The 20,874-nt window shown below is 47.0% G+C and carries 23 protein-coding genes; 14 read left to right on the top strand and 9 right to left on the bottom strand.

The window, feature by feature from the left end; translation table 11 throughout:
• Window positions 1-94: 94 nt before the first annotated feature.
• Window positions 95-1,678 carry a SpoIID/LytB domain-containing protein gene (locus H6F98_RS29925; RefSeq protein WP_192222383.1) on the top strand — a complete coding sequence of 528 codons (1,584 nt, stop codon included), beginning with the start codon at window positions 95-97 and terminating at the stop codon, window positions 1,676-1,678.
• A gap of 62 nt (window positions 1,679-1,740) precedes the next feature.
• Entirely contained in the window at window positions 1,741-2,829 is a 1,089-nt protein-coding gene (locus H6F98_RS29920) for an acyl-CoA dehydrogenase family protein (RefSeq protein WP_313929970.1), read from the top strand.
• Between the two features lie 88 nt (window positions 2,830-2,917).
• On the opposite strand, the gene ftsY is transcribed toward H6F98_RS29920, so the two are convergent.
• From ftsY to H6F98_RS29895, 5 genes are all read right to left on the bottom strand, one after another.
• Window positions 2,918-4,867, bottom strand: a complete 1,950-nt coding sequence (gene ftsY, locus H6F98_RS29915) for a signal recognition particle-docking protein FtsY (protein ID WP_192222381.1) — start codon at window positions 4,865-4,867, stop codon at window positions 2,918-2,920.
• 58 nt (window positions 4,868-4,925) lie between these two features.
• The gene (gene nusB, locus H6F98_RS29910; RefSeq protein WP_192222380.1) at window positions 4,926-5,555 is read right to left on the bottom strand and encodes a transcription antitermination factor NusB; all 630 of its coding nucleotides are present in this window, start codon (window positions 5,553-5,555) and stop codon (window positions 4,926-4,928) included.
• A gap of 81 nt (window positions 5,556-5,636) precedes the next feature.
• The gene (locus tag H6F98_RS29905; protein ID WP_192222379.1) at window positions 5,637-6,365 is read right to left on the bottom strand and encodes a DUF502 domain-containing protein; all 729 of its coding nucleotides are present in this window, start codon (window positions 6,363-6,365) and stop codon (window positions 5,637-5,639) included.
• A gap of 491 nt (window positions 6,366-6,856) precedes the next feature.
• Window positions 6,857-7,735 carry a glycosyltransferase family 2 protein gene (locus H6F98_RS29900; protein ID WP_192222378.1) on the bottom strand — a complete coding sequence of 293 codons (879 nt, stop codon included), beginning with the start codon at window positions 7,733-7,735 and terminating at the stop codon, window positions 6,857-6,859.
• Window positions 7,736-7,893: 158 nt separating this feature from the next.
• On the bottom strand, window positions 7,894-8,649 hold the full coding sequence (locus H6F98_RS29895; RefSeq protein WP_192222377.1) for an HpsJ family protein: 756 nt from the start codon (window positions 8,647-8,649) through the stop codon (window positions 7,894-7,896).
• Window positions 8,650-8,694: 45 nt separating this feature from the next.
• Here H6F98_RS29895 and H6F98_RS34280 point away from each other — a divergent pair, with 45 nt between their 5' ends.
• The 5 genes from H6F98_RS34280 (at window position 8,695) to H6F98_RS29880 (ending at window position 12,044) form a co-directional block, all read left to right on the top strand.
• Window positions 8,695-8,817 (top strand): hypothetical protein, encoded by a 123-nt coding sequence (locus H6F98_RS34280; RefSeq protein ID WP_277927628.1) that lies wholly within the window; start codon window positions 8,695-8,697, stop codon window positions 8,815-8,817.
• A gap of 342 nt (window positions 8,818-9,159) precedes the next feature.
• Complete coding sequence (pgl, locus tag H6F98_RS29890) at window positions 9,160-9,882, top strand: 6-phosphogluconolactonase (protein ID WP_192222376.1); 723 nt, start codon at window positions 9,160-9,162, stop codon at window positions 9,880-9,882.
• Between the two features lie 87 nt (window positions 9,883-9,969).
• Entirely contained in the window at window positions 9,970-10,851 is an 882-nt protein-coding gene (locus H6F98_RS29885; RefSeq protein ID WP_192222375.1) for an FHA domain-containing protein, read from the top strand.
• A gap of 292 nt (window positions 10,852-11,143) precedes the next feature.
• A complete protein-coding gene (locus H6F98_RS33160) occupies window positions 11,144-11,329 on the top strand; it encodes a hypothetical protein (RefSeq protein WP_206759690.1) in 186 nt (61 codons plus the stop codon).
• A gap of 292 nt (window positions 11,330-11,621) precedes the next feature.
• Window positions 11,622-12,044, top strand: coding sequence for an FHA domain-containing protein (locus tag H6F98_RS29880; protein WP_192222438.1), 423 nt, complete (start codon window positions 11,622-11,624; stop codon window positions 12,042-12,044).
• Here the strand turns inward: H6F98_RS29880 and H6F98_RS34275 are convergent.
• Window positions 12,041-12,166: a hypothetical protein gene (locus H6F98_RS34275; protein ID WP_277927627.1), complete on the bottom strand. Its 126-nt coding sequence runs from the start codon at window positions 12,164-12,166 to the stop codon at window positions 12,041-12,043. The two genes, H6F98_RS29880 and H6F98_RS34275, sit on opposite strands and share 4 nt — an antisense overlap.
• A gap of 124 nt (window positions 12,167-12,290) precedes the next feature.
• On the opposite strand from H6F98_RS34275, the gene H6F98_RS29875 reads away from it, so the two are divergent.
• Complete coding sequence (locus H6F98_RS29875; protein WP_192222374.1) at window positions 12,291-12,902, top strand: Uma2 family endonuclease; 612 nt, start codon at window positions 12,291-12,293, stop codon at window positions 12,900-12,902.
• Between the two features lie 288 nt (window positions 12,903-13,190).
• On the opposite strand, the gene H6F98_RS29870 is transcribed toward H6F98_RS29875, so the two are convergent.
• The 3 genes from H6F98_RS29870 to H6F98_RS29860 all read right to left on the bottom strand — a co-directional run bounded on the left by H6F98_RS29870 (window position 13,191) and on the right by H6F98_RS29860 (window position 14,729).
• Entirely contained in the window at window positions 13,191-13,793 is a 603-nt protein-coding gene (locus H6F98_RS29870; RefSeq protein ID WP_192222373.1) for a DUF948 domain-containing protein, read from the bottom strand.
• 11 nt (window positions 13,794-13,804) lie between these two features.
• The gene (locus tag H6F98_RS29865; protein WP_192222372.1) at window positions 13,805-14,158 is read right to left on the bottom strand and encodes a YtxH domain-containing protein; all 354 of its coding nucleotides are present in this window, start codon (window positions 14,156-14,158) and stop codon (window positions 13,805-13,807) included.
• A 217-nt stretch (window positions 14,159-14,375) separates the two neighbouring features.
• Window positions 14,376-14,729 (bottom strand): hypothetical protein, encoded by a 354-nt coding sequence (locus tag H6F98_RS29860; RefSeq protein WP_192222371.1) that lies wholly within the window; start codon window positions 14,727-14,729, stop codon window positions 14,376-14,378.
• Window positions 14,730-15,061: 332 nt separating this feature from the next.
• Here H6F98_RS29860 and H6F98_RS29855 point away from each other — a divergent pair, with 332 nt between their 5' ends.
• From H6F98_RS29855 to H6F98_RS29830, 6 genes are all read left to right on the top strand, one after another.
• On the top strand, window positions 15,062-16,453 hold the full coding sequence (locus H6F98_RS29855; protein WP_192222370.1) for a 16S rRNA (cytosine(967)-C(5))-methyltransferase: 1,392 nt from the start codon (window positions 15,062-15,064) through the stop codon (window positions 16,451-16,453).
• A 288-nt stretch (window positions 16,454-16,741) separates the two neighbouring features.
• Window positions 16,742-17,164, top strand: a complete 423-nt coding sequence (locus H6F98_RS29850) for a TerB family tellurite resistance protein (protein WP_192222369.1) — start codon at window positions 16,742-16,744, stop codon at window positions 17,162-17,164.
• Between the two features lie 337 nt (window positions 17,165-17,501).
• Complete coding sequence (locus H6F98_RS29845) at window positions 17,502-18,752, top strand: S-layer homology domain-containing protein (RefSeq protein WP_192222368.1); 1,251 nt, start codon at window positions 17,502-17,504, stop codon at window positions 18,750-18,752.
• Between the two features lie 140 nt (window positions 18,753-18,892).
• Window positions 18,893-19,288 (top strand): ACT domain-containing protein, encoded by a 396-nt coding sequence (locus H6F98_RS29840; protein ID WP_192222367.1) that lies wholly within the window; start codon window positions 18,893-18,895, stop codon window positions 19,286-19,288.
• A gap of 12 nt (window positions 19,289-19,300) precedes the next feature.
• Complete coding sequence (locus tag H6F98_RS29835; protein WP_192222366.1) at window positions 19,301-20,152, top strand: 2-isopropylmalate synthase; 852 nt, start codon at window positions 19,301-19,303, stop codon at window positions 20,150-20,152.
• A gap of 333 nt (window positions 20,153-20,485) precedes the next feature.
• Window positions 20,486-20,782: an RNA-binding protein gene (locus H6F98_RS29830; protein ID WP_192222365.1), complete on the top strand. Its 297-nt coding sequence runs from the start codon at window positions 20,486-20,488 to the stop codon at window positions 20,780-20,782.
• Window positions 20,783-20,874 lie beyond the last annotated feature (92 nt).

Genomic DNA, 20,874 nt, shown 5'->3' with positions numbered 1-20,874 from the left:
TTGATCAGTGTAACTTCTTTGTGTCTTGAGGAAGATTTTGAGACAGCAGACCCTGACGAAAAAACGAGTTAGTCAAAGCTTAAGCACTGTCCTGATGACAGTATCCCTATGGGGACTGACAGGGATATTCCAACCACCTGCAAAAGCCAAGGACGTAGAGCTTAAAGTAGGAGTCGTGCAGCGATTCGGAGACGAACCAACTGACCAGCTAACCTTGAAAGCGACTTCAGGCGATCGCCTTACCTTACGCTTTTTGTCAGGCGATATGCAACCGCAAACGCTGCAAGTGGAAAGCGTCAATCTGGAAACTTTGATGCAAAAGATTCCAGAACCAGTGGTGGAAGAGCGTCTCGTACTCAGCAACCACGCCACCTTTGAAACAGCAGAAGACAATGCTAATCAGTGGCGACAGTACGGTATTGAGGTTGAGATTACTCAACCTGAACGCTGGCAAGTTTGGGCAAAACGGAATGTTTATCAAACCCCCTTACTGCGACGGTTGCTGCTTTCTGCACTTCAAGCCAAAGGCGATACAACGGCTCAAATTGAAACAGAAATTCTACAACGAGTGCCACGAGTATCCTTTGTTGCCAATGGTTACCGCTACACTCGTCGGCAGTTGGAGATTTCTTCAGAAAAGAATCTTATTCAGGTTGGTGTTGGGAAGGATGACCAAAACCCACGTCTCTACAGTGGTAGTTTGCGAATTCAACCCAACGCCTACGGGACTTACACCCTGGTGAATCAGGTTCCTGTCGAAACCTATCTGCGGGGTGTAGTGCCTCATGAAATTGGAGCGGGTGCCCCCTATGCTGCCGTGGAAGCTCAAACTATTCTTGCGCGAACCTATGCCTTACGCAACCTACGCCGATTTGTCGCTGATGGTTACGAACTGTGTGCAGATGTCCACTGCCAGGTTTATAGAGGATTAACGGGTACAGCACCGATTACTGACCAAGCGATCGCAGCCACAAAAGGATTGGTGCTAACGTACAACAACGAGCTAGTAGATGCCCTTTATTCTTCAACCACTGGGGGTGTCACCGCTCCTTTCAGTGATGTCTGGAATGGCTCAGAACGCCCCTATCTAAAAGCCGTCATAGACTCACCTAACTTAGTCTGGAATCTAGCGCAAAAGCCCTTAGCTGATGAACGAAATTTTCGGGAATTCATTAACTTAAAGCAGGGTTTTAATGAAACTGGCAGAGATGCCTTCCGATGGAGTAGGGGAAACACACTAGAACAGATAGCCAAGGATTTAAGACGCTATCTTGAAAGATCCAAACACCCCCTTGCCAACTTCACCACAATTGTGCAGATGCAGGTAGTGGAACGCTCTCCATCAGGGCGAATTCTTAAACTCACTGTACAAACGGACAAGGGCGTTATTGAAATCAACAAAAATGAAGTTCGCAGTGCCTTTGGCCCGCCTCGGAGTACTCTGTTTTACTTAGAGCCAATCTACGGAGATAATAAAATCCTCAAAGGCTATACCTTCGTTGGTGGTGGCTTTGGTCATGGTGTTGGCATGAGCCAATACGGTTCTTACAACTTAGCCAATCTTGGTTGGTCGGGAGCAAAAATCCTCAGTTTCTACTATCCCGGAACTCAAATTCAACCACTCAATGATTCAATTGTCTTCTGGCAAGAAGAACCAAAACCACTGCTTGCACCTTAATGCATTCACTAATGTGGCATCTGGTCAACCGATGTAATCAACGCTTCAGATGATTGTCTTCCGTGTCTCATAAGGATGACCAACAAGCACTACTAGACCTCGCTGAATCTTTTCTGCGAGAGTCAGTAGTGCCCTTGGCATCAGAGATTGATAGTGATTCAGCGCTTTTGAAAGATGCCCTGCGAGGTATGGGCGATCGCATTTTACTGGCGCTACGGGTTCCTACATCTTGGGGAGGGACACAAGTTAGTGAAGCAACTTACCGCCGCTTTCAGCAGTTGGTGCCACGATATTCAGGCGCTTTGGCATTCCTGCAAACTCAACATCAGAGTGCTGCTGAACTACTTACCAGCAGTGAAAATGAATCTTTAAAGCGGCAGTACCTCCCCTATATGGGCTATGGACAGAAGCTAGTAGGTGTCGGCTTCTCCCAACTGCGTCGAACAGGTGACCCACTTGTAAAAGCAATTCCCGTAGAAGGTGGCTATCAGTTAGAGGGAGAGGTGCCTTGGGTAACAGGTTTTGGCTTCTTTCAAGATTTTATCGTTGGCGCAGCACTACCGGATGGTCGGGCAGTCTACGGGCTGATGCCATTTGTTGAAACGCTCCAAGATACTGGTGGGGCAATTAGCTACTCTGAACCAATGCAACTCGCTGCAATGGCATCAACAAATACCGTCACGGCTACTCTGACTCGATGGTTTTTACCCCAAGAACGTGTAGTTTTTGTCAAGTCAGCAGGCGCAATTCATGAGAACGACAAGAGGAACGTTATTCATCATGGTTTTTTTGCTTTGGGGTGTGCCAGAGCAGGACTGGATATCTTAGAAACAACTTACTCTAAGAAGCCGCTTCCCTTTCTCAAACAAGCGTTTGAGTCTCTTCACGCAGAAGTTACTCACTGCGATGAAGCGATGATGCTGGCTTTGTCTCCAGACTCCCAGCCTTGGGAAGAACGACTGCAACTTCGGGCTTGGGCAATCAACCTGGCGGTACGATGTGCAAACGCGGCGGTGACAGTTTCCAGTGGTGCTGCTAACTACAAACACCATGCAGCACAACGAGTCTATCGCGAGGCGTTGGTCTTTACTGTCTCTGGACAAACAACAGCAGTAATGGAGGCAACTCTTGCTCGGTTAGTAAGCAAGTAGGGGTCAGCGTTCAGCTTTCAGCCGTGTATAAACGTTGCCAGGGTGAGCAAAGGCATTGAGAGAAGGCGAGTCTCTTCACCGGATAACCTCAACCGTTGAGTAAGGCTTCAACAAACTCGTAGCTAGAGAAGGGACGCAAATCTTCGATGCCTTCCCCAGCCCCAATAAACCGGATGGGCAAACCCAATTCCTGCACAACAGCAAGAGCAACACCGCCTTTTGCCGTACCATCGAGTTTGGTTAAAACGACACCACTAAGTTTTGCTGCTTCTGAGAAGACTTGTGCCTGACGTAGACCATTTTGTCCTAGTGTGGCATCCAAAACTAGGAGGGATTCAACCTTGGCGTTGGGAGCTTTTTTGTCCACAATCCGCCGAATTTTCGCGAGTTCTTCCATCAGGTTTTTCTTATTTTGCAGACGTCCTGCTGTATCTACCAGGAGCAACTCTACGTTACGAGATTGAGCTGCCGCGATCGCATCAAATACCACAGCCGCAGGATCGGTATTCTTACCAGGATTCGCAATCACCTCGGTACCACTACGCTGTCCCCAAACCTTCACCTGTTCCACAGCCGCCGCCCGGAAGGTATCGGCTGCCCCAATTAAGCAATGGTAGCCCGATTTTTGCCCTAGGTGAGCCAGTTTTCCAATCGTCGTTGTCTTTCCTGCGCCATTAACGCCTGTAATCAGCCAAATATTTAGTGTGTCTTTTTCTGGCGCAAAATTAGGGCTGTAAGACTCTTGGCAAGGTCGATCCAGCAAGTCTCGGAGAATTTGTTTAAGATAAGCGATCGCTTGTTCCGGTGGCAGCACTTCCTCCCGCAATCTCTGTTGCAGGGTATTGATAATATAATCCGTTGCCTCGACACCCACGTCTGCCTGTAACAGCAGCGCCTCGATCTCCATCACGGCGTCTTGATTCAACGGGCCTTGACCAACAATCGCCTTGAGTTGGTTAACTAAACTACGACGGGTTTTATCTAGTCCCTGACGCAGCCGCTTGAGCCAGCTAATCTCTTCAAGGGAGACATCTTCAGGACGACGGCCTTGTGCTGCCAACACCTCAGCTGACCAGAGGAACCCTTCATCAAAGGCAAGTCCAGGTACTTCCCCGGCTTCAACACTCGTCGTTGCTGCGGGTTCAGCTTGCTGTACAACTGCCCTAACAGGCTCAGGTTCTGGTATCTCAATTGCAGTTGCCTTGAGGCGTTCTAGTCGTGCTTGTCGTTCTGCATTAGACTGACGCGCCCAGATTGGGATAGAAGCAGAAGAGGATTCTGCCTCTGACTCCGCCGCTAGAGGTGCCTCTACAACTGGCTCGGCTTCTGAATCCATACCTGTGGGAACGACAGGTTCTTCTGATGGCAGTGCCACTGACTGATCACCAGAGTCCGTTCCGGCTTCAGATGTCGCTGTCTCTTCCTCTAGAACTGGAGCTTCAGCAGTTGGGGTTTCTACACTCTCTTCAGAGGGTACGACTAAATTGTCTTGAGATTCAGCGGATTCGCTATCTGCTGAGATTTCTGGTGCTTCTACTGTAGCCGTTGCCTCTAGTTCAGCTTCAGTAACCACAGGTTCTATTGAAGCCGTGTCTTCTGCCACGGCAGCATCTAGTTCAGGTTCTGAAAGGATTGCTGCAGTTTCAGGTGTTGCCGCTTCAGTTGGTTGTGCCGTCTCTGTTGGGGCGCTCTCCTTAGTGGTTTCTTCTACATGTGGGGTATCTGTCACATCTGTAGAGGGAACAGAAGTCTCTATTGCAGCTTCTGGGGCTTGCTCCTCTACCGTTTCGCTGGCAGGTGGTTCTGTCGCCGTTGTCTCAGGTTCTACAGACTGTTGCTGCTTCTGGATGTTTTTGTATGCCGCTTTTGCCCAACTCAGGTAATCTTCAGCAACGGCCGGAGTCTGCCCTTCGGTTGACTCAGCAGGTTTTACGTCTGGTTGCTCTAAAGCCTGTTTTTCCTGTTCAACCTGGGGAGTTTCCTCTGAAGACTTCTCACCCTCTTTACCAATCTGTCGGCGGAACCAATTAAAAACCATTGCACCTACTTGACTACCCGCGTCAATTTATTTTTCTTTATATAGATATCTAAATTCTCTATTGTAGGCGGGCTTCCGCTTTAATGCGATCGGTAACACGGCGCAGGACACCATTGATAAATCGGTGCCCTTCGTCATCGCTGTAGCGTTTGGCAAGTTCTACAGCTTCGTTGATCGCAACGCGATCGGGTACACCCAGAAATGAAATCTCTACCACCGCAATCCGCAAGATGTCTCGATCAATTCGAGGTAGACGATGAAGTTGCCAATCTTGGAGTGCTTGGGTCAAAATTTCATCGATCTCTTGTTGTCTCCGGTTGATAGTTTTCAGAAGCTCTAAGGCGTAGGTACGAACTTCTTGCTGATTAGACAGTTGAATCACTTCTGGCATTTCTACAGCACTGCCAAGACGGTTAATCGCTTTCTCGGTTAGCTCGATCGCATCGGCTACCATCGCTTTGGAACTGTTGACATCAACAGCACGAGTTTCGCTAGTCAGCAAGCGATCGCTTCCCCGTCTGAGTTCTGCTGCTGCCGTCTCTAAAGCTTCTTGAATTTCACCTGTAAGAGTACGAACGGCTGCCAATACTAAATTAGTTAGCTGCTGCGTCTCCAGCCGTTCAGGGGCGTTAGGCATCTGAGATAGGCTCAAAAGAGTCAGTTCACGAGCAATTCTGCGGGGTTGCATGGTACGTCTAGGATAAATAGCACAGTTTAAGGATTTAAAGGATGTTCTGCCATCCGTCATTGGAAGAGTAGCTAATGACTCTCAGCTTTCTTCCGTTGGTAGAACCTGACGTCTCATCTCAGGCAGAGGTTGCTCTAGTGGTTTCTTACTATAAGGTGCCTGAAGGGGAATTGGGAGAGATGAACCTGTCGGGCTAACAATTCCACCCGAAATCACTACCTTAAAGGCATCTTCTATGGACATTGATAGGTTAACAACTTCGTCTTCCGGAACAATTGCATACCAGCCAGTCGTTGGATTTGGTGTTGTCGGAATAAAAATGCTTAACATTGGGCGAGACATCTGAGATTGAATCTCCGCACTCATCACGCCTGTGACAAATGCGATCGCCCAAATCCCTCGGCGCGGATACTCTACCAAGATCACCCGACGAAACTTACCATTAGAGTCCTTTAAAATCGTCTCCAACAGTTGCTTGAGAGTCTTATAGACGGAACCCGCTAAGGGAATTGCCTGCAAAACCCGCTCTCCAAAATCTAGCAACCACCGCCCTGCAATATTACGTGCCATCAAGCCGATGAGCAGAATACATATTAGTGGCACTGTTAGCCCTACCACCAAATTTAGGAGATTGACCAAAATTGGGTGGAGGTTATCGTAGGGATTGATTTGCTTGGGAATACGGGTTAGAAAATTGATCACCCAACTAGCGATCGTAATCGTCAGCCAGATTGTCGTAGCGAGAGGAATCACTACGAGAAGACCTGCAATCAGGTCATTTTTGAAGTCCTGCTTTAAGCGTTGGATCACAGAGCACCGACTCTCCTTAACAATGGCTCTTAAAATTTTGCTATTGCCATCTCAATCACTGGCTGAGAAAAGCATAAAACAAGCTTATAAACCTTACCCTAGCAACCCCTAAGCACAGGAGGACAACCCGCCGTTGATTGGAGGTGAGTTCTCATCTAAGCCACACGTACTTGCTCCAGTGAAGCTGTGTTCGTGGTAGAGGACTCCATTCCTATTTTTAAGGCTTGTAAAGAAATGTTGCAAGTGGTGATATCCCTGTAGATGTTCGGCTCTCTTCAATTTTTGTACTTTTTCTTCAAACATGACCCATATAACAGGCATCGGTGCCGCCAACCAGACACCGAGAGTAAGCAGAATTATCTTATAAAGACAACTGGTATAGCAATTTACAGTTTAACAGAGAGCCTTACGCCCACTGCCGATTTCCCTACAGATACGTTTGGTCAAGTCAGATACTGAGTTTTTGTTATATTTCTTTTATTTTTCTAAGCTTACGATGGTGTACTAATTTCTCTCAATTCACGAGCGGGCATCGATCCATCGGTTGGGGGTAATTTAGTGGATTGCTTTAGCTCCCAAACCTTGAGCAAGATGAGATATTCATAAAACGCCTGTAGAGTACACCAGGTAAATCCGGCTTTGCCATCAAGGAATCCGCCCAGTAAGAGGTACATATAGATAAAGCGCACGAGCGGTCGTCCAGGTAAGCGCAGTGACAAATCTTTAAGAGCGCGGCGTCTTTCGACTTCTGAGCGACCCCAAAATAAGTTTTGCCAGTTGACTGTTCCTGCTTGTAGCTGGTGCAGTGTTTCTACGGCTTCATCAGTAGAGTAGCGGTTGTGCTTTTCAATCCAGCGTGTCAAGCCCTTACTACAGGTGTAGTGAGGATAGGTTTCCTTCAGAAAACCAGTTTGTCCATCACAAACTTCTCGTTCGGTATGACCATAATCACTGAACCAGACTTTATCCTTGTGAAACAGGCGTAGCTGGTAACGGGGATATTGAGTGCAGTAGCGAATCCACCGATTCATAAACATGACGCGCTCAGCGACATAATAGCCCACGGACTCCAATGTCTGTATGGCTTCCAGACATTCAGCAAACAATTCTGGGGTCATCCGTTCATCGGCTTCGAGAATGTACACCCACTCATACTTTGTCGGAACTTCTTTGATCATCCAGGTGCGCTGTCGCCCGTGACTTTCAAAAGCGTGTTGTACGATTCGTACAGGGTAGCGATCGGCAATTTCTACAGTGCGATCGCGACTAATGGAATCTACGACAATAACATCATCTGAAAGCTGCGCCGACTCGATACAAGCTGCAATATCGAGTTCTTCGTTGTAGGTCAGGATATAAATCGAGAACATCTCAGGTAGGTCATATTAACGATTGAGTCCGGTTTAAGATGCTTCCTCACAAAGAGAACTCATCACAGCGCTGAGTGGTGCTGGTGGCACCAGGAAAATCGAGAAAAACAAATAGTCAAGGTGCGAGGAACTTCGTAAAAACTTCTGGGACCCTGTACTTAGCGGCTGTTCCCCAAGCTACGGAATCCTGTCCAGCCAATGACAATGTAACCAATCGCTAAGAGCAAGCTATTCAAGCCTGTTCTTAAACCTAACTTCAACGCCCCAGTTCTGGTTTGTTTTTCAGCGGCTAACCTCTCACTTCGGATTTTAGTCTGCGCCTGCTCAACTTGTTGATTGAGAGTTTGTGGGTCTTGCTTAAACGACTGTAATTGCTGCTTGAGTGCCTGTAGCCGAGCGAGTTGCTCTCCTTGAACTTGACCACTCGCAATTGCTTTGTCTAGCTCTGAAAGCTTCTGAGGGTCTTTGACAAGAGCATCAACTTGCTTACTTTGATTGTCCAATTGAGTTTCAAGCGTACTCGCTTTCTTGCTGATCTGCTCAAGCGCCTGATTGCTCTGCATCCGAATATTGTTGAAGTGCAACGGCACAAGTACCAGGAAAATTAACCCAAGCAGGCTAGCAAGTATAAACGCCCAAAATCGTAAGTCTTGAACCGCAGACCTAGGCTCTGCTGGTGAAGCTCCGCTAGCATTAGCAATCCAATGCCCCACAACTAAAAGTGCAATACCGACCATCGGGATGATGCCCCGGTCAACCAGTTGGGTGACAAAGCCGATTTGCCAATCTGTCCTTAGTGGGTTAAAGGGAATCGCCAAAATGATGAAGTCTAAGAGAGAAGACACGATCATAACCACCCCGACCGTCTTGAGAGTCAGAGCTGTGTACGGAGAATATATAGCACTACTTTTCATGGGTTATGCCTCTGAGGAATGTGATGATCCATCTCCAACTTTACTGTGCGAACTCCCTTACTCGTCGCCAAGACTGGTACAGCTAGCTTAATAGATGATGATGTACCTCATGCCTTGGGGCGAGATTGGGTGCATCTAGGGATTGGAGAAGGAGGGGAGAGCAATTAGGCTAATCAGCACTCTCGCACTCGGTAATGAGTTAGAGCGATCGCGACTTGGAGCAACAAGCCGCTAAAAGATGCTCATCACTTGGCGTTTGTTGATAGATACGGCAAGTATGATGCTTAATTAGGGTTTAAGTTTCAGTCGAGCTAGTCATTTTAAGTCCGGTTATTGGCTGGGTCTAGTAGACGTGGTTTTTTGTCCGTTGTTCATTGTCTGTTGCAACTGAACTCGTGACCAGTGACTACTTACAAAAAGCGACAAACTAGCTTCTGTAGTGATTAATAAACTTGGACAATATAGAGCCTTGTATAGGTTATAGACATTAGAAATGGGGTAAAAGGTTTTATGAACAAAGTTGTTGAAGTTCTACCGGATAAAGAGGCACTGATTGCGAGATCGCTTGAAGTCGTCCTCTCAAAGATACAATCAGCGATTCAGGAAAGAGGTCGGTGTACGATCGCGCTTGCTGGGGGTGGCACACCAAAGCCCTTGTACGAAGCGATCGCCAACCAAAACCTCCCTTGGGATAAGATTCATGTATTTTGGGGCGATGAACGCTATGTGCCAGCTAACCACCCGGATAGCAATGAGGGAATGGCACGGAGTGCTTGGTTAAACAAAGTTGACATACCCGCTACCAACATTCATCCCATGCCCACAACTGGGGAATCGCCATCGGCGGATGCCGAGAAGCATGAAGCCGAGTTGCGGGAGTTCTTTGGTACATCTGTGGGGGAGTTTCCTGCTTTAGATATAATTTTGTTGGGAATCGGGGATGATGCCCATACCGCTTCACTTTTTCCTCATACTGACGCTCTACAAGTGCAAGATCGGCTTGTCACTGTAGGCAACAAAGATGGTCAACCCCGCATCACCTTTACTGCGCCCCTGATTAATCATGCCCACTGTGTGATTTTTCTTGTTGCTGGTGCTAGTAAACGACCTGCTCTGGCTCAGATATTTGCCCCTGATGCTGATGCCCAGACTTACCCATCCCGGTTAATCCAGCCCCAAGGTGAGCTTTTGTGGCTCTTGGATGACTCAGCGGGTCTTGACCTAAAACACTAAACTACCTTTGCGTTGACTAATGCCTAAAAATCTAACTGTCTGTTGTGCTTTTATAGGGAGGATGAATTCTGGCTGCAAGGAGGTTCTATGATTGTCTGCCCTAACTGCAATCACCAAAATCCGGACGGTGCTAACCAATGTGAAGCTTGTTATACCCCTTTACCCGCAACCACGAGTTGTCCTAACTGTGGTGCAACTGTTCAGACAGACGCGAGCTTCTGCGGTCAGTGTGGCTTTAATTTAAATGTCAGTGGTTCAACGGGAGGAGGGAATACAGCTCCCCCAACCCCACTTCCTAATGTGCCAGACTTAGTAGCTCCTGACCCGCTTGTTGAACCTGAACCTATGTCTGTTAGCTCTCAATTTCCCGATCCGGAGCCGATTTCGACAAATCCACCAACTCCTGACCCTGGCTTCCCACTTCCAGCTACTGTTGTCAGTCAACCAGCCAACCCAGAAGTTGGAACTCCAAGTTCTCCTGACTTAGGTACACTCCCTCCCCCTCCTCTTCCTGTTAGCAACGAATCAGAGGCATCACCTGCGGCAACGAGTAGTAGTGCCCCTATGCCACCGATACCACCTCCTGTAAGTAACCTACCTCCTGTTACCTCGACAGGTCTAGGCAAAACTCAGCTACAAGTACAGTCGGCTCACCTCTTACACCTCCAAACGAATACACGGATTGAGTTGCCCTTGAATCTCTCAGTGATTCATATCGGTAAGACCAATGACCAGATTCCACCTGATATTGACGTTTCGGGTTTTCCAAACTCAGAGATTGTTTCCCGTATTCATGCGGATATCCGGGTTGAGGGAGATGCCTACTTCCTTGAAGATGTTGGCAGTTCTAATGGTACTTACGTCAATCACACCCCCCTACCGAGGGGCAATCGGCACCGTTTGCGAACAGGCGATCGCATTAGCTTAGGTAAAGGTGACCAAGTGACATTTTTGTTCCAAGGTTCTTGATGCTTTGGCGACGAGTTGGGTGAACGACACACCTGTTGACGCTCACCCAACACCTTCGGATGAGGGGTCAGACCTAATTGCCGACTTGGTTTTTAAAAGGTAGCTTTGGTTTAAAAATCAAGCTATTATTGGCGTTTCTATTCAGTTGCTAATTTTTACCAACCGAATGAGCATCGGAACAATGCTTAAGGTTTAGGGTAATTGTCTCCTAGGCAGAAGTGGTAACTATCAAGTAAGTATTAAAAACAAAGATTATCTGGCAGCACCTCCTGACATATTGGATAATTCAATCATGAAGACTGTGAACCTTACACCCTTACTCCTGTTCTCTCGTCCTAAGCTGTCGAGGGGCAAGGAGGTAATGAGTGCTTTAGTTCTCAGATCTCAAGCCACTGTCGAAGCATTCAAGTCACTGAACAAGGAGCAGCTAAGGCTGTTCAGTCAGTTATTCAAGAGTGCCTTAGTCGGTTTAGCTTGAACCAACAAGCCAATCCGAAGTATCAGCAGTCTTGGTTGTAGTCTAGTCAGTGGAGCTGAAAGCATGTTCTCTAGAAGAGGCACATCTGTCAGCCTATCAAGGTTGAAAAAGGTGTTTTATGTAGCTGTGTAATTAGAGTTGGGTAAACTCTCACACGTTGAGATTGCATCCACTTAAACTTAGTCTAGAAACAGCGTCAGTTAACCAAGAAAAAGAATCCCCTACCAGTTGGTGGGGGAAGTGTCAAGAGTCTCAGACCGTGAGACGAAAGTCTTTGAAAGATGTAACATCGGTGATTACTCTGACCCTCCTGCATCCTCTCCAGTCTGTGCCTGTTCAAAGTTGGCCTTTTGAAACTGAATCATTGATTCGGATTGGGCGGTCAACTGATAACGAAGTCATTCTCTACAGCGCCGTAGTTTCCCGTCATCATGTCGAGCTAAGGCGTAAAGGTTCGGAATGGGAAATTGTTAGCTTAGGTGCCAATGGAACTTATATAGATGGGAAGCGCATTACCCAAATCCCGGTTGTAGACGGAATGATCATTCGTCTAGCCAGTTCTGGCCCAAAAATTCAGATTCGCCTGGAAGGAGAAACCCCAAAGGCAAAGTTGAAGACGGCTCTAGGTAAGCGAGTCGCTCGTTCAAAAGATGTAGACTCATCCAAAGAGACGTTGGTGGATGCCCAAAGTAGTGAAACAGAAGACACTAACTAACCCGATAGAGAGTGTGGTGTTCCTGGGGCATCGAAGAAAAGCTGACGGATTGCTTTGGCACTTGTGGCTTGTAAGGCGATCGCGTAAATTTTCACAGAAAGCGGTAGGAAGGGGAGGGTCATTCCGTCCGCCGCGAGAGTTGTCTGTTAAAGAATATAAATAACGTCGAGAACAGGCAACGCTTACCCAAAAGCGCTAGCGTAGGCGTAAATCGAGGTCAAATGCGCCCCTGCTCCCCATCGAACCATGCAAGTTACTGACAAGCGATCCTACTCTCCAGAGGAATATCTAGCACTAGAGGAGGCGGCTGACTACAAAAGCGAATACATTGATGGTGAAATCGTTCCTATGGCGGGTGGTTCTACTAATCACAATCAGATAGCTGGCAATTTCTATGCCGAACTGAGTTTTGCCTTCAAAAAACTCGACTATCGAGTGTTTATGAGTGATGTACGGTTGTGGTTACCCCAGCGGCGCATCTATACCTATCCCGATGTGATGATCGTGGCGGGAGAGCCGGAGTATTACAATAACCGCACAGATACGATTACCGATCCCAGCGTGATTATCGAAGTTTTGTCACCGTCAACCAAGGGATACGATCGCAGCAAAAAGTTTGAGGCATACCGCACGATTCCCAAATTTCAGGAATATTTGTTACTCGACCAAACTCGGATATATATCGAACATTTTTCTAAGACGGATAAGAAGCGATGGTCGTTTTGCGAATATGATGAATCAGATGATGCGATCGCGCTAGCTTCAGTATCCTTTGAAGTTTCTCTGGCAGATATCTATAATAAGGTAAACCTTGAACAGGTAGATGCAGAAACTGCACCCGAAGTTGGAGAAGTTTAAGGTAGTGCAGATTCCCAAATTTTTTAGCTGATGAATAAATTATTGCTCTAGCCATGTAGAGGCACGAATGCCAAAGCCCCTAAGGCTTACCTCGCTCTCGCCGAGAATTGCTATAACTTTCATGGATACACCGATAACCTGAAAACCTAACTTACCCTTGACAGATGGGCGATATTGCGAATTAGAGTAGGGGCGGGGTGTTGGAGCCTGTAGCGTTCTCTGGCAGTGATTTGACTTGATAATTGTGCTATCAATTCTCGTGATGGTTGAGCGCATCCGTGCTGACGATTAATAGTCTGAGCTTTCATCCGGCTGCTCCACGTCTTCGTATTGCCTTTGTGGAAGAGAATCCTTGATGTCTTTATAGAAGGTTTCAGAAGTGTTCTGGTCGGTATCATCGAGATCAGCATCAAGCTCTCGATACACATTGTCGGCTGATGTGATCGAGGCAGAGGTTTCAGACTCATGTAGATCTAAAGCCTTTCTTTGGCTGGGTGGGAGACGGTCAACTGACTTACGCCCTGTTGAGGGACGGTTCCAGGTTTTCCAAGCCGCTTTGACACCTGCGACAACGCCACGAGTATTGACCTGTACCTTCTTCGCCTGGTTTTTTGCGCCACTAAGACTTTGATCAACTTGTTTAACCACTTGACCAGCGCTTTTAACCCCCTCACTGACATCATCAGTCAAATCACTGATTTCTAAGCCTGTGAGACGAATTGCCTCTAAGGTAGGGGGCAATTCTCGCCGGAGGGTATCAAATAACTTTTCAGCACTACGGGCTGCCCGTGCTAACTCCTGCAAAGCGGGCAGTGCGGCAACTAAGACAGCAGTCAAGCTGACAGCCACCAACAAAATAGACAATCCTAGCCAAAATAGAGGGTCAATCACCAACGGTTCGCCTACAGCTTATGGTCAGGAACCGACGGCTGAGTCTCAGTGACCACTTCCGCCTTGGACTGTCTGAGTTCTAGATTCTCTCGTTGAGAAGCTTCAATACCTGCGGCGATCGCTTCTCGCAGTCGAGCAAGTGTGCCATCCCAATTACGCAGTGCCGATTCAGAAAGGCGATCGGCTTGTAGCTGTACGCTACTCGATAGATCTTCGGCTAACTCCGGCAAAGCGTCTGCGGATTTCTTCAAGAGTTGCCGCGTATCTCGACCCGTGCGCGGGGCAATCAGTAAACCAGTCACGGTTCCGATGGCACTACCTAAGAGCAAGCCACCAATAAATGATCCAGCACTTTTCTTTGACATTTTCTGGTTCCTATCCCTACACCAATTTTATGCAGATTTGCTCTTTAGAAATTGAACTTAACCTCTGAGTCCTCTGCTTTGTTGTGAATATGCTAGTCATTATCCACTCATTCTCGCTACTGAACAGCCAGATATACTGGATAGATGTCTAGAGCAACCTTAGCGTAATCCTGTTTTGTTTGAGACAAGCCACACTGTTAAATGGCTGCAACTCTCACTATCGCTGCTTGTAGCGCCGTGGACGCCGTAATCGTTTTGAGGGCGATCGCAAATTACTACGCCTAACCGACCGCCAAGCACGTTGTAGCAAACCGATGAGGGTTAGAACTTGCTGAACTTTTTGCAGTTGAATATCCAGTTGTTGATAGCTCTCTCTCAATCCGTTGACACCGAGTTGTCCCTGCGAAATTGCATTTGGGGCACCGTGTAACACAAGATAAGCACTGCGCTCAACATTGATCAAAATAGCTGTGACAACCACTAGTGTCCGCCGCAAATTCCACACTTGCCAAGCCGCATAGAAGCACAGCAGCGAGATCAATACATTAAGAACCACCACAACTGTTACCATCTTTTAGGCATTCCGCAATCTCTTGGTGGAATTGAACATGAACAATCGAAAGGATGATTATAAACGGCTCCTACTTTAGTCTTGACCTAGCGCTGGTAGAACTTTCTCTCCGAAGGTTTCTATAACTGCTTGCTGTTCTCGGTTCACATTGTGCAAAAGAATATCACTAAATCCCCAGTTCCACATCCTTCTGTAGCCACTCCAGTCTCTCTTGTTTAGGTGCTTAGGGTTTTGATACTTTGATCTATCTGATGTGACGATAGAATCAATCAACTCTAAGTCTATAGGCCACTCTAAACTTAAAGTTCTTGATCCAACAAGGCTCGCTTCCTATGCAAAATCCTCGCCAGTTGGCATTTCTTGCCCTTCGAGATATCCAAAAACGAGGTGCTTATACTGACATCGCCCTTGATCGGGTGCTGAGAACCGCTAAATTAAACAGTGCTGACCGCTCTCTAGTGACTGAACTCGTTTATGGGAGCGTCAGACGAATGCGATCGCTCGACGCTTTAATTGACCAACTCGGCAAAAAGAAAGCCCACCAGCAGCCCCCTGATCTCCGCACAATCCTCCATATCGGCTTATACCAGCTACGCTACCAATCACGAATCCCCGCCTCAGCAGCCGTTAATACCACGGTTGAACTGGCGAAAGAAAATGGGTTCAAAGGACTCGCTGGTGTTGTGAATGGCTTACTACGACAGTATGAGCGTCTCGCAACAGCTTCAGCCGATGCCGAGTCAAACCCTCCAAAATCACATGACCCGCTACAGTTACCAGAGGAACCTGTGGCACGTTTAGGCATCTTGCACAGTTTTCCTGACTGGATTATCAAGCTGTGGGTAGAACAACTGGGAATCGAAGAAGCTGAATCGCTTTGTGAATGGTTGAACCAATCCCCAACAATTGACCTTCGGGTTAATCTGCTACGGGTATCAATTGAGGAAGTGGAAGCCGCGATGCAATCGGCTGGCGTTGATGTCCGTCGTGTGCCACACCTACCCCAAGCCTTACGAGTGGTTGGTGGTACGGGGGCAATCCAACAGCTACCTGGATTTAATGAAGGTTGGTGGACGATTCAAGATAGTAGCGCTCAGTTAGTAAGCCATCTCCTGAACCCAAAAGCAGGTGATGTTGTTATTGATGCTTGTGCAGCACCGGGAGGAAAGACAACCCATATTGCCGAATTAATGGGAGATGAAGGTAAGATTTGGGCATGTGACACGAAACCTTCTCGCCTGAAAAAGGTGCAAGAAAATGCCCAACGGCTACAACTACAATCCATTCAAATCTGCACAGGCGACAGTCGCAACTTCCCTCAGTTCATCAATTCGGCCGATGCTGTCTTACTGGACGCTCCCTGTTCAGGTAATGGTACACTCCACCGCCGTCCTGATATCCGTTGGCGTGTGACACCAGCAACAGTCGATGAACTTTCAGTGTTGCAAGGAGAACTCTTAGAACAAGCAGCAACCTGGGTGAAGCCTGGAGGCATCCTCGTTTATGCTACCTGCACACTGCATCCCCAGGAGAATGAAAGGGTAATTCAAAGCTTTCTTGAGCGTCACTCCTCCTGGCAAATTGAGCCACCACTGGCTGATTCACCCCTTACTAATTTTGCAACACCCCAAGGCTGGATGAAAGTTTGGTCTCACCGCTATCAAATGGATGGCTTCTTCATGGTGCGCCTAAAACTAGAACGTGGGGAAGAGAGAGTTTTATAGCGGTTTGCAATTGGAGGCAATACACTTTGACCTCTCCAACCTCTCTCCTGATCTTAAGATAGGCTTACCCCCCTTCCCTGCAAGGGAAGGAGTTGGGGGTTAGGTCTCTTATTTCACTCAAACGAGAAGCTCTATATTTAACAGTTGTATCTCTTGCGGGGTATCTATCTTATCAAAAATTTTAAGCGTTGAGAAATCAACGTTTGCTAACTTTAACCTGTGATTTCCGTAACCCGTTTCAGTGTTCTGTTATAGATAGAGGGGCACTTAGTTAGTTAGAGAAAAATCATGGTTGCAAACTCTAGTGTTAAACAATTAGTCAAAATTCTGATTGGTGCCGCTTGGATTGACGGCAAAGTTCAGCCAGAGGAGCGGGAGTATCTCAAGCGAGTGGCAACCCAATCAGGCGTTGCTGACGATCCAGAGATTCAGCCCTTGTTGTACGAACTCAGAGCCGTTCTCCCTGATGAGTGTTATACCTGGGTGAAAGAATATTTAGGCGATCGCCCAAGTTCGGAAGATTACGAGCGGCTGATTGAATCCCTCAGCGCTTTAATTTACAGCGATGGCGATGTTGCCACAGAGGAAGCGAAACTCTTGACTCGCTTGCAGCTTCTCGATCCATCGAGTACTGCACAAAAGTCGGGGCAAAACAACGTCCTCAAAGCGATTCAAAAACTTTACCACCGATGGATAGATAAACAAGCTTAACAATTTAAATTCTTCTACGGAGACCAAGACCTTTATCCAATCCCCGCTGATTGGGGTTGGATTGGGGATGACAACAGCAATCCCCCAGCCTCGAATTTTGATGATTTGGTGAAGTCCCTTGATTCAGGAAACTATTTTCTTTTACTTAGCAACTAATGAAGTGGAACTAGCGTCTTTTACCTTGAGGTTGTTCATAACAACTTAGGTAAAAACTGCTGTAATTGAGCATTTTGCAGTGTGAGCCACTAAAAAGTTTAGCTAGTAAGTTCTAGGAACATTTAACGCCATCTCAGGTCTGATTACTTAACAACGCAATTGTTTTTGGAGAACGCCTTCAATGTCTAACTTCTCTCGCTGGCAAGCAGGAACCGCCGCTTTCCTAGCGCTCGGAATCACTACTGGAACCCTTGCCCCTCTCGTGTCAACTGCCCCTGCTTTTGCACAAGCAAGCGGTTTTAGTGATGTCTCATCAAACTACTGGGCAGAGGATTTCATTTCAGAACTGTCAGAGCGGCAGATTATCGCTGGATTCCCTGATGGCACATTCCGCCCCGATGCGCCAGTAACCCGTGCCCAGTTCGCGGCGATGCTGCGTAAAGCGAATGAATCCTTCGATCAGCCATCTGTTCGTGGCAACACCAATTTTGTTGATGTCCGCTCAAACTACTGGGCAGCTTCCGCCATTCAAACCGCCTACACCACCGGATTCATGGCAGGTTACCCCGGTAACGTCTTTAGACCAGAGCAAAATATTCCCCGTGAACAAGTCTTAGTTGCGCTTGCAAACGGACTAGATTACTCTTCTAGCACTGCAACATCCACTGTTCTGAATATCTACAACGACGCTTCTAGGATTTCTAATTTTGCTCGTGATCCAATTGCGGCAGCAACGCAAAACCAGTTGGTGGTGAACTATCCCAACCTCTCGACTTTGAATCCCACCCGCAATGCGACTCGTGCAGAAGTAGCCGCTTTCCTCTACCAAGCATTGGTCAAAGAAGGGGAAGCGGTAGCGATCAACTCCCCTTATGTCGTCAACCAGACACCAGTAGTGACTGGGCCTGTGACGATTCCTTCCGGGACTTCTATTCCTGTACAGTATGAAAGAGAAAAAATTCTCATCACAAACGAGGAAACTGTACCACTAACCCTGACTGTGGATGCTAATATCACTACGGCTGATGGTAGAGTCCTGATTCCTGCCGGAAGTGAGGTTATTGGTGAGTTACGTCCTGCCCAAGGTGGTGCTCAGTTTGTCGCCCAAACATTGGTGATGGGTAGCCAGCAGATGCCAATCAACGCCACATCTCAGGTGATCACCACAACTGAAACTGTTCGCAAGGGCATTAATGTTGGCAATCTTGTGAAGAATGCGGCTTTGGGTACTGCGGCGGCGGCGGCGATCGCAGCCGTCACAGGTGACCGGGCGATCGCTACTGAGGAACTCTTGATTGGTGGTGGTGCAGGTGTTGTACTTAACCTGATTACTACCTTCCTCGGACGCAACAGCGTTGACCTGATTTCGATTGAACCTGACACAGACCTAGACCTCAGATTAGGCTCTAACTTAGTGATTACCCCTCGATAGATTGGGTAAACGACAACTTGTGAAGTCGTAATTCAATATAGGGGCACGGTATACCGTGCCCCTACTTGATTTTTACCGCTTCTACAACTCAGTATGATTAGGAACTCGATTGTATTTCAATTCAAGAGATTGAAAATTTTATGCTGGGTGAAACTAACCTTGCTGTTCTTCTTAAATCTATGAAGCCTGTGCTACGGGACGGAGAGTTTGTATTTTGTACCCTATCTCCTGGGCACTTCAATGAATTGGCTGTTCAACCTATTGGTCAGTTTCAGGAAGATGAAGGGCTAACTTTAATTCTGAAACGAGAACAAGCAGATAATCTGGGGTTGCAGTACGAATACATCTCTCGGATGATTACTTTGTCTGTACATTCCAATCTGAATGCGGTAGGTTTTCTAGCCGCAATCACGGGAAAACTTGCTGAGTATGCCATTAGTGTCAACCCAGTTGCAGCCTATTACCACGATCATTTGTTTGTGCCTACAGAAAAGGCGAACGCTGCAATGGAAGCACTTGCTGAATTGTCGATATAACGACGCAGTATTATGCAAAACGAATTTTCAGAGTCAAAAGTCATTATTTTTGATACCACTATGCGGGATGGAGAAATGATGCCCGGTGTCAAAATGAATGGTGACCAAAAAATGAGTATCGCTAAGCTTCTCAACCAGATGCGTGTTGATGTGATTGAAGTAGGATATCCAGGAGCTTTTATGAAGGATTTTGATGAAATCTCAATGATTTCTAAAAAAATCAAAGAAGCTACAATTTGCGGACTGTCTAGCTCTAAGCAAGAGGAAATTGTCAGTGTTGCTCTAGCTCTCAAGCCTGCTGCTAAAGGGAGAATTAATGTTTTTACTCCGATTAATCTAAAGAATCAATCTGAATTGAGTAAAAAAGAGATTCTAGAAATAATAAAACATAGCGTTAGTCTTGCCAGAAACTACTGTGCTGATGTCGAATGGTCAGCATTTGATGCTTTTAGGAGCGAACCCGATTTTCTATGTAAAGCGGTTGAAGCAGCTATCAAAAATGGTGCAACGACTGTGGCAATTCCTGACAGTTTTGGTACATCCTCACCTGAAGAGTTTTCAGGGTTGATTGCAATGATTATGAATCGCATTCCCAATATTGACCAAGTTGCGATCGCAGTTCACTGTCATGACGATCTAGGATTAGCCGTAGAGAATTCACTTGCTGCTCTAGCCTCTGGAGCCAAACAAATTGAATGCTCAATTAATGGATTGGGAGCAAGGAAGGGAAATGCAGATTTGGAGAAGGTTGTGAGTGCAATTGCTCAGTGCCCCAACTACAAGGTTGATATTGAAACCTCCTTACTGAGTGCTGCTTCAGAATTAGTCACTCAGATCACTGGAATTACGCGATCGCTAGTTTAACTGTTGAGTCAGTTCTTGGGTAGAGAGGATGGGGTACACACCTGGATGACTCAGTGAGACTAGGATTGGGTGCTGCTTATATCAGTTGACTGGCTTCCGTTGAAGAAAGCCGCATAGGGAATTAACTCAACGCGCTGAGTATACAGGCTATGATTTCTGAACAAGATTGCCCCCATATCTCCATTCCTTCAAGCCACCGTGCTAAGATAGGAAGTGAGAATAAATTCGGTTGCAGCGTTTGTTTCTAGTATTGATGGGCATTTTCCTTTTGGTCAGTACAGGCTTCTCTCCGAAATCTAAATCTCTTCACCTCTTTGATTTTGGAGACAATTTATGTCAATTTATGTAGGCAACTTATCCTACGAAGTCACGCAAGAAGACCTTAACGGTGTTTTTGCAGAATATGGTACGGTCAAGCGGGTTCAGCTCCCTACCGATCGTGAAACGGGTCGCTTACGTGGCTTTGGTTTTGTGGAAATGGATACAGAGGCTGAAGAAACAGCCGCCATTGATGCACTTGACGGTGCGGAATGGATGGGTCGTGACTTGAAAGTGAACAAGGCGAAGCCTCGTGAAGATAGAGGTTCGTCCGGTGGTGGTCGGGGAAACAACTTCTCTCGCCGCTACTAAGCGCTCTCAACTAAACCAAGAGCGAGCCTGTGTTTGTTTTGCTAGCGTAAGCATGGCTAACTAGCTCGTCAGCAAATCCATATCAGTTACTC

It is taken from the genome of Microcoleus sp. FACHB-SPT15 (assembly GCF_014849525.1).
Lineage (GTDB): Bacteria > Cyanobacteriota > Cyanobacteriia > Cyanobacteriales > Coleofasciculaceae > Symplocastrum > Symplocastrum torsivum.
This window is presented reverse-complemented; position numbering and strand designations above follow the sequence as displayed.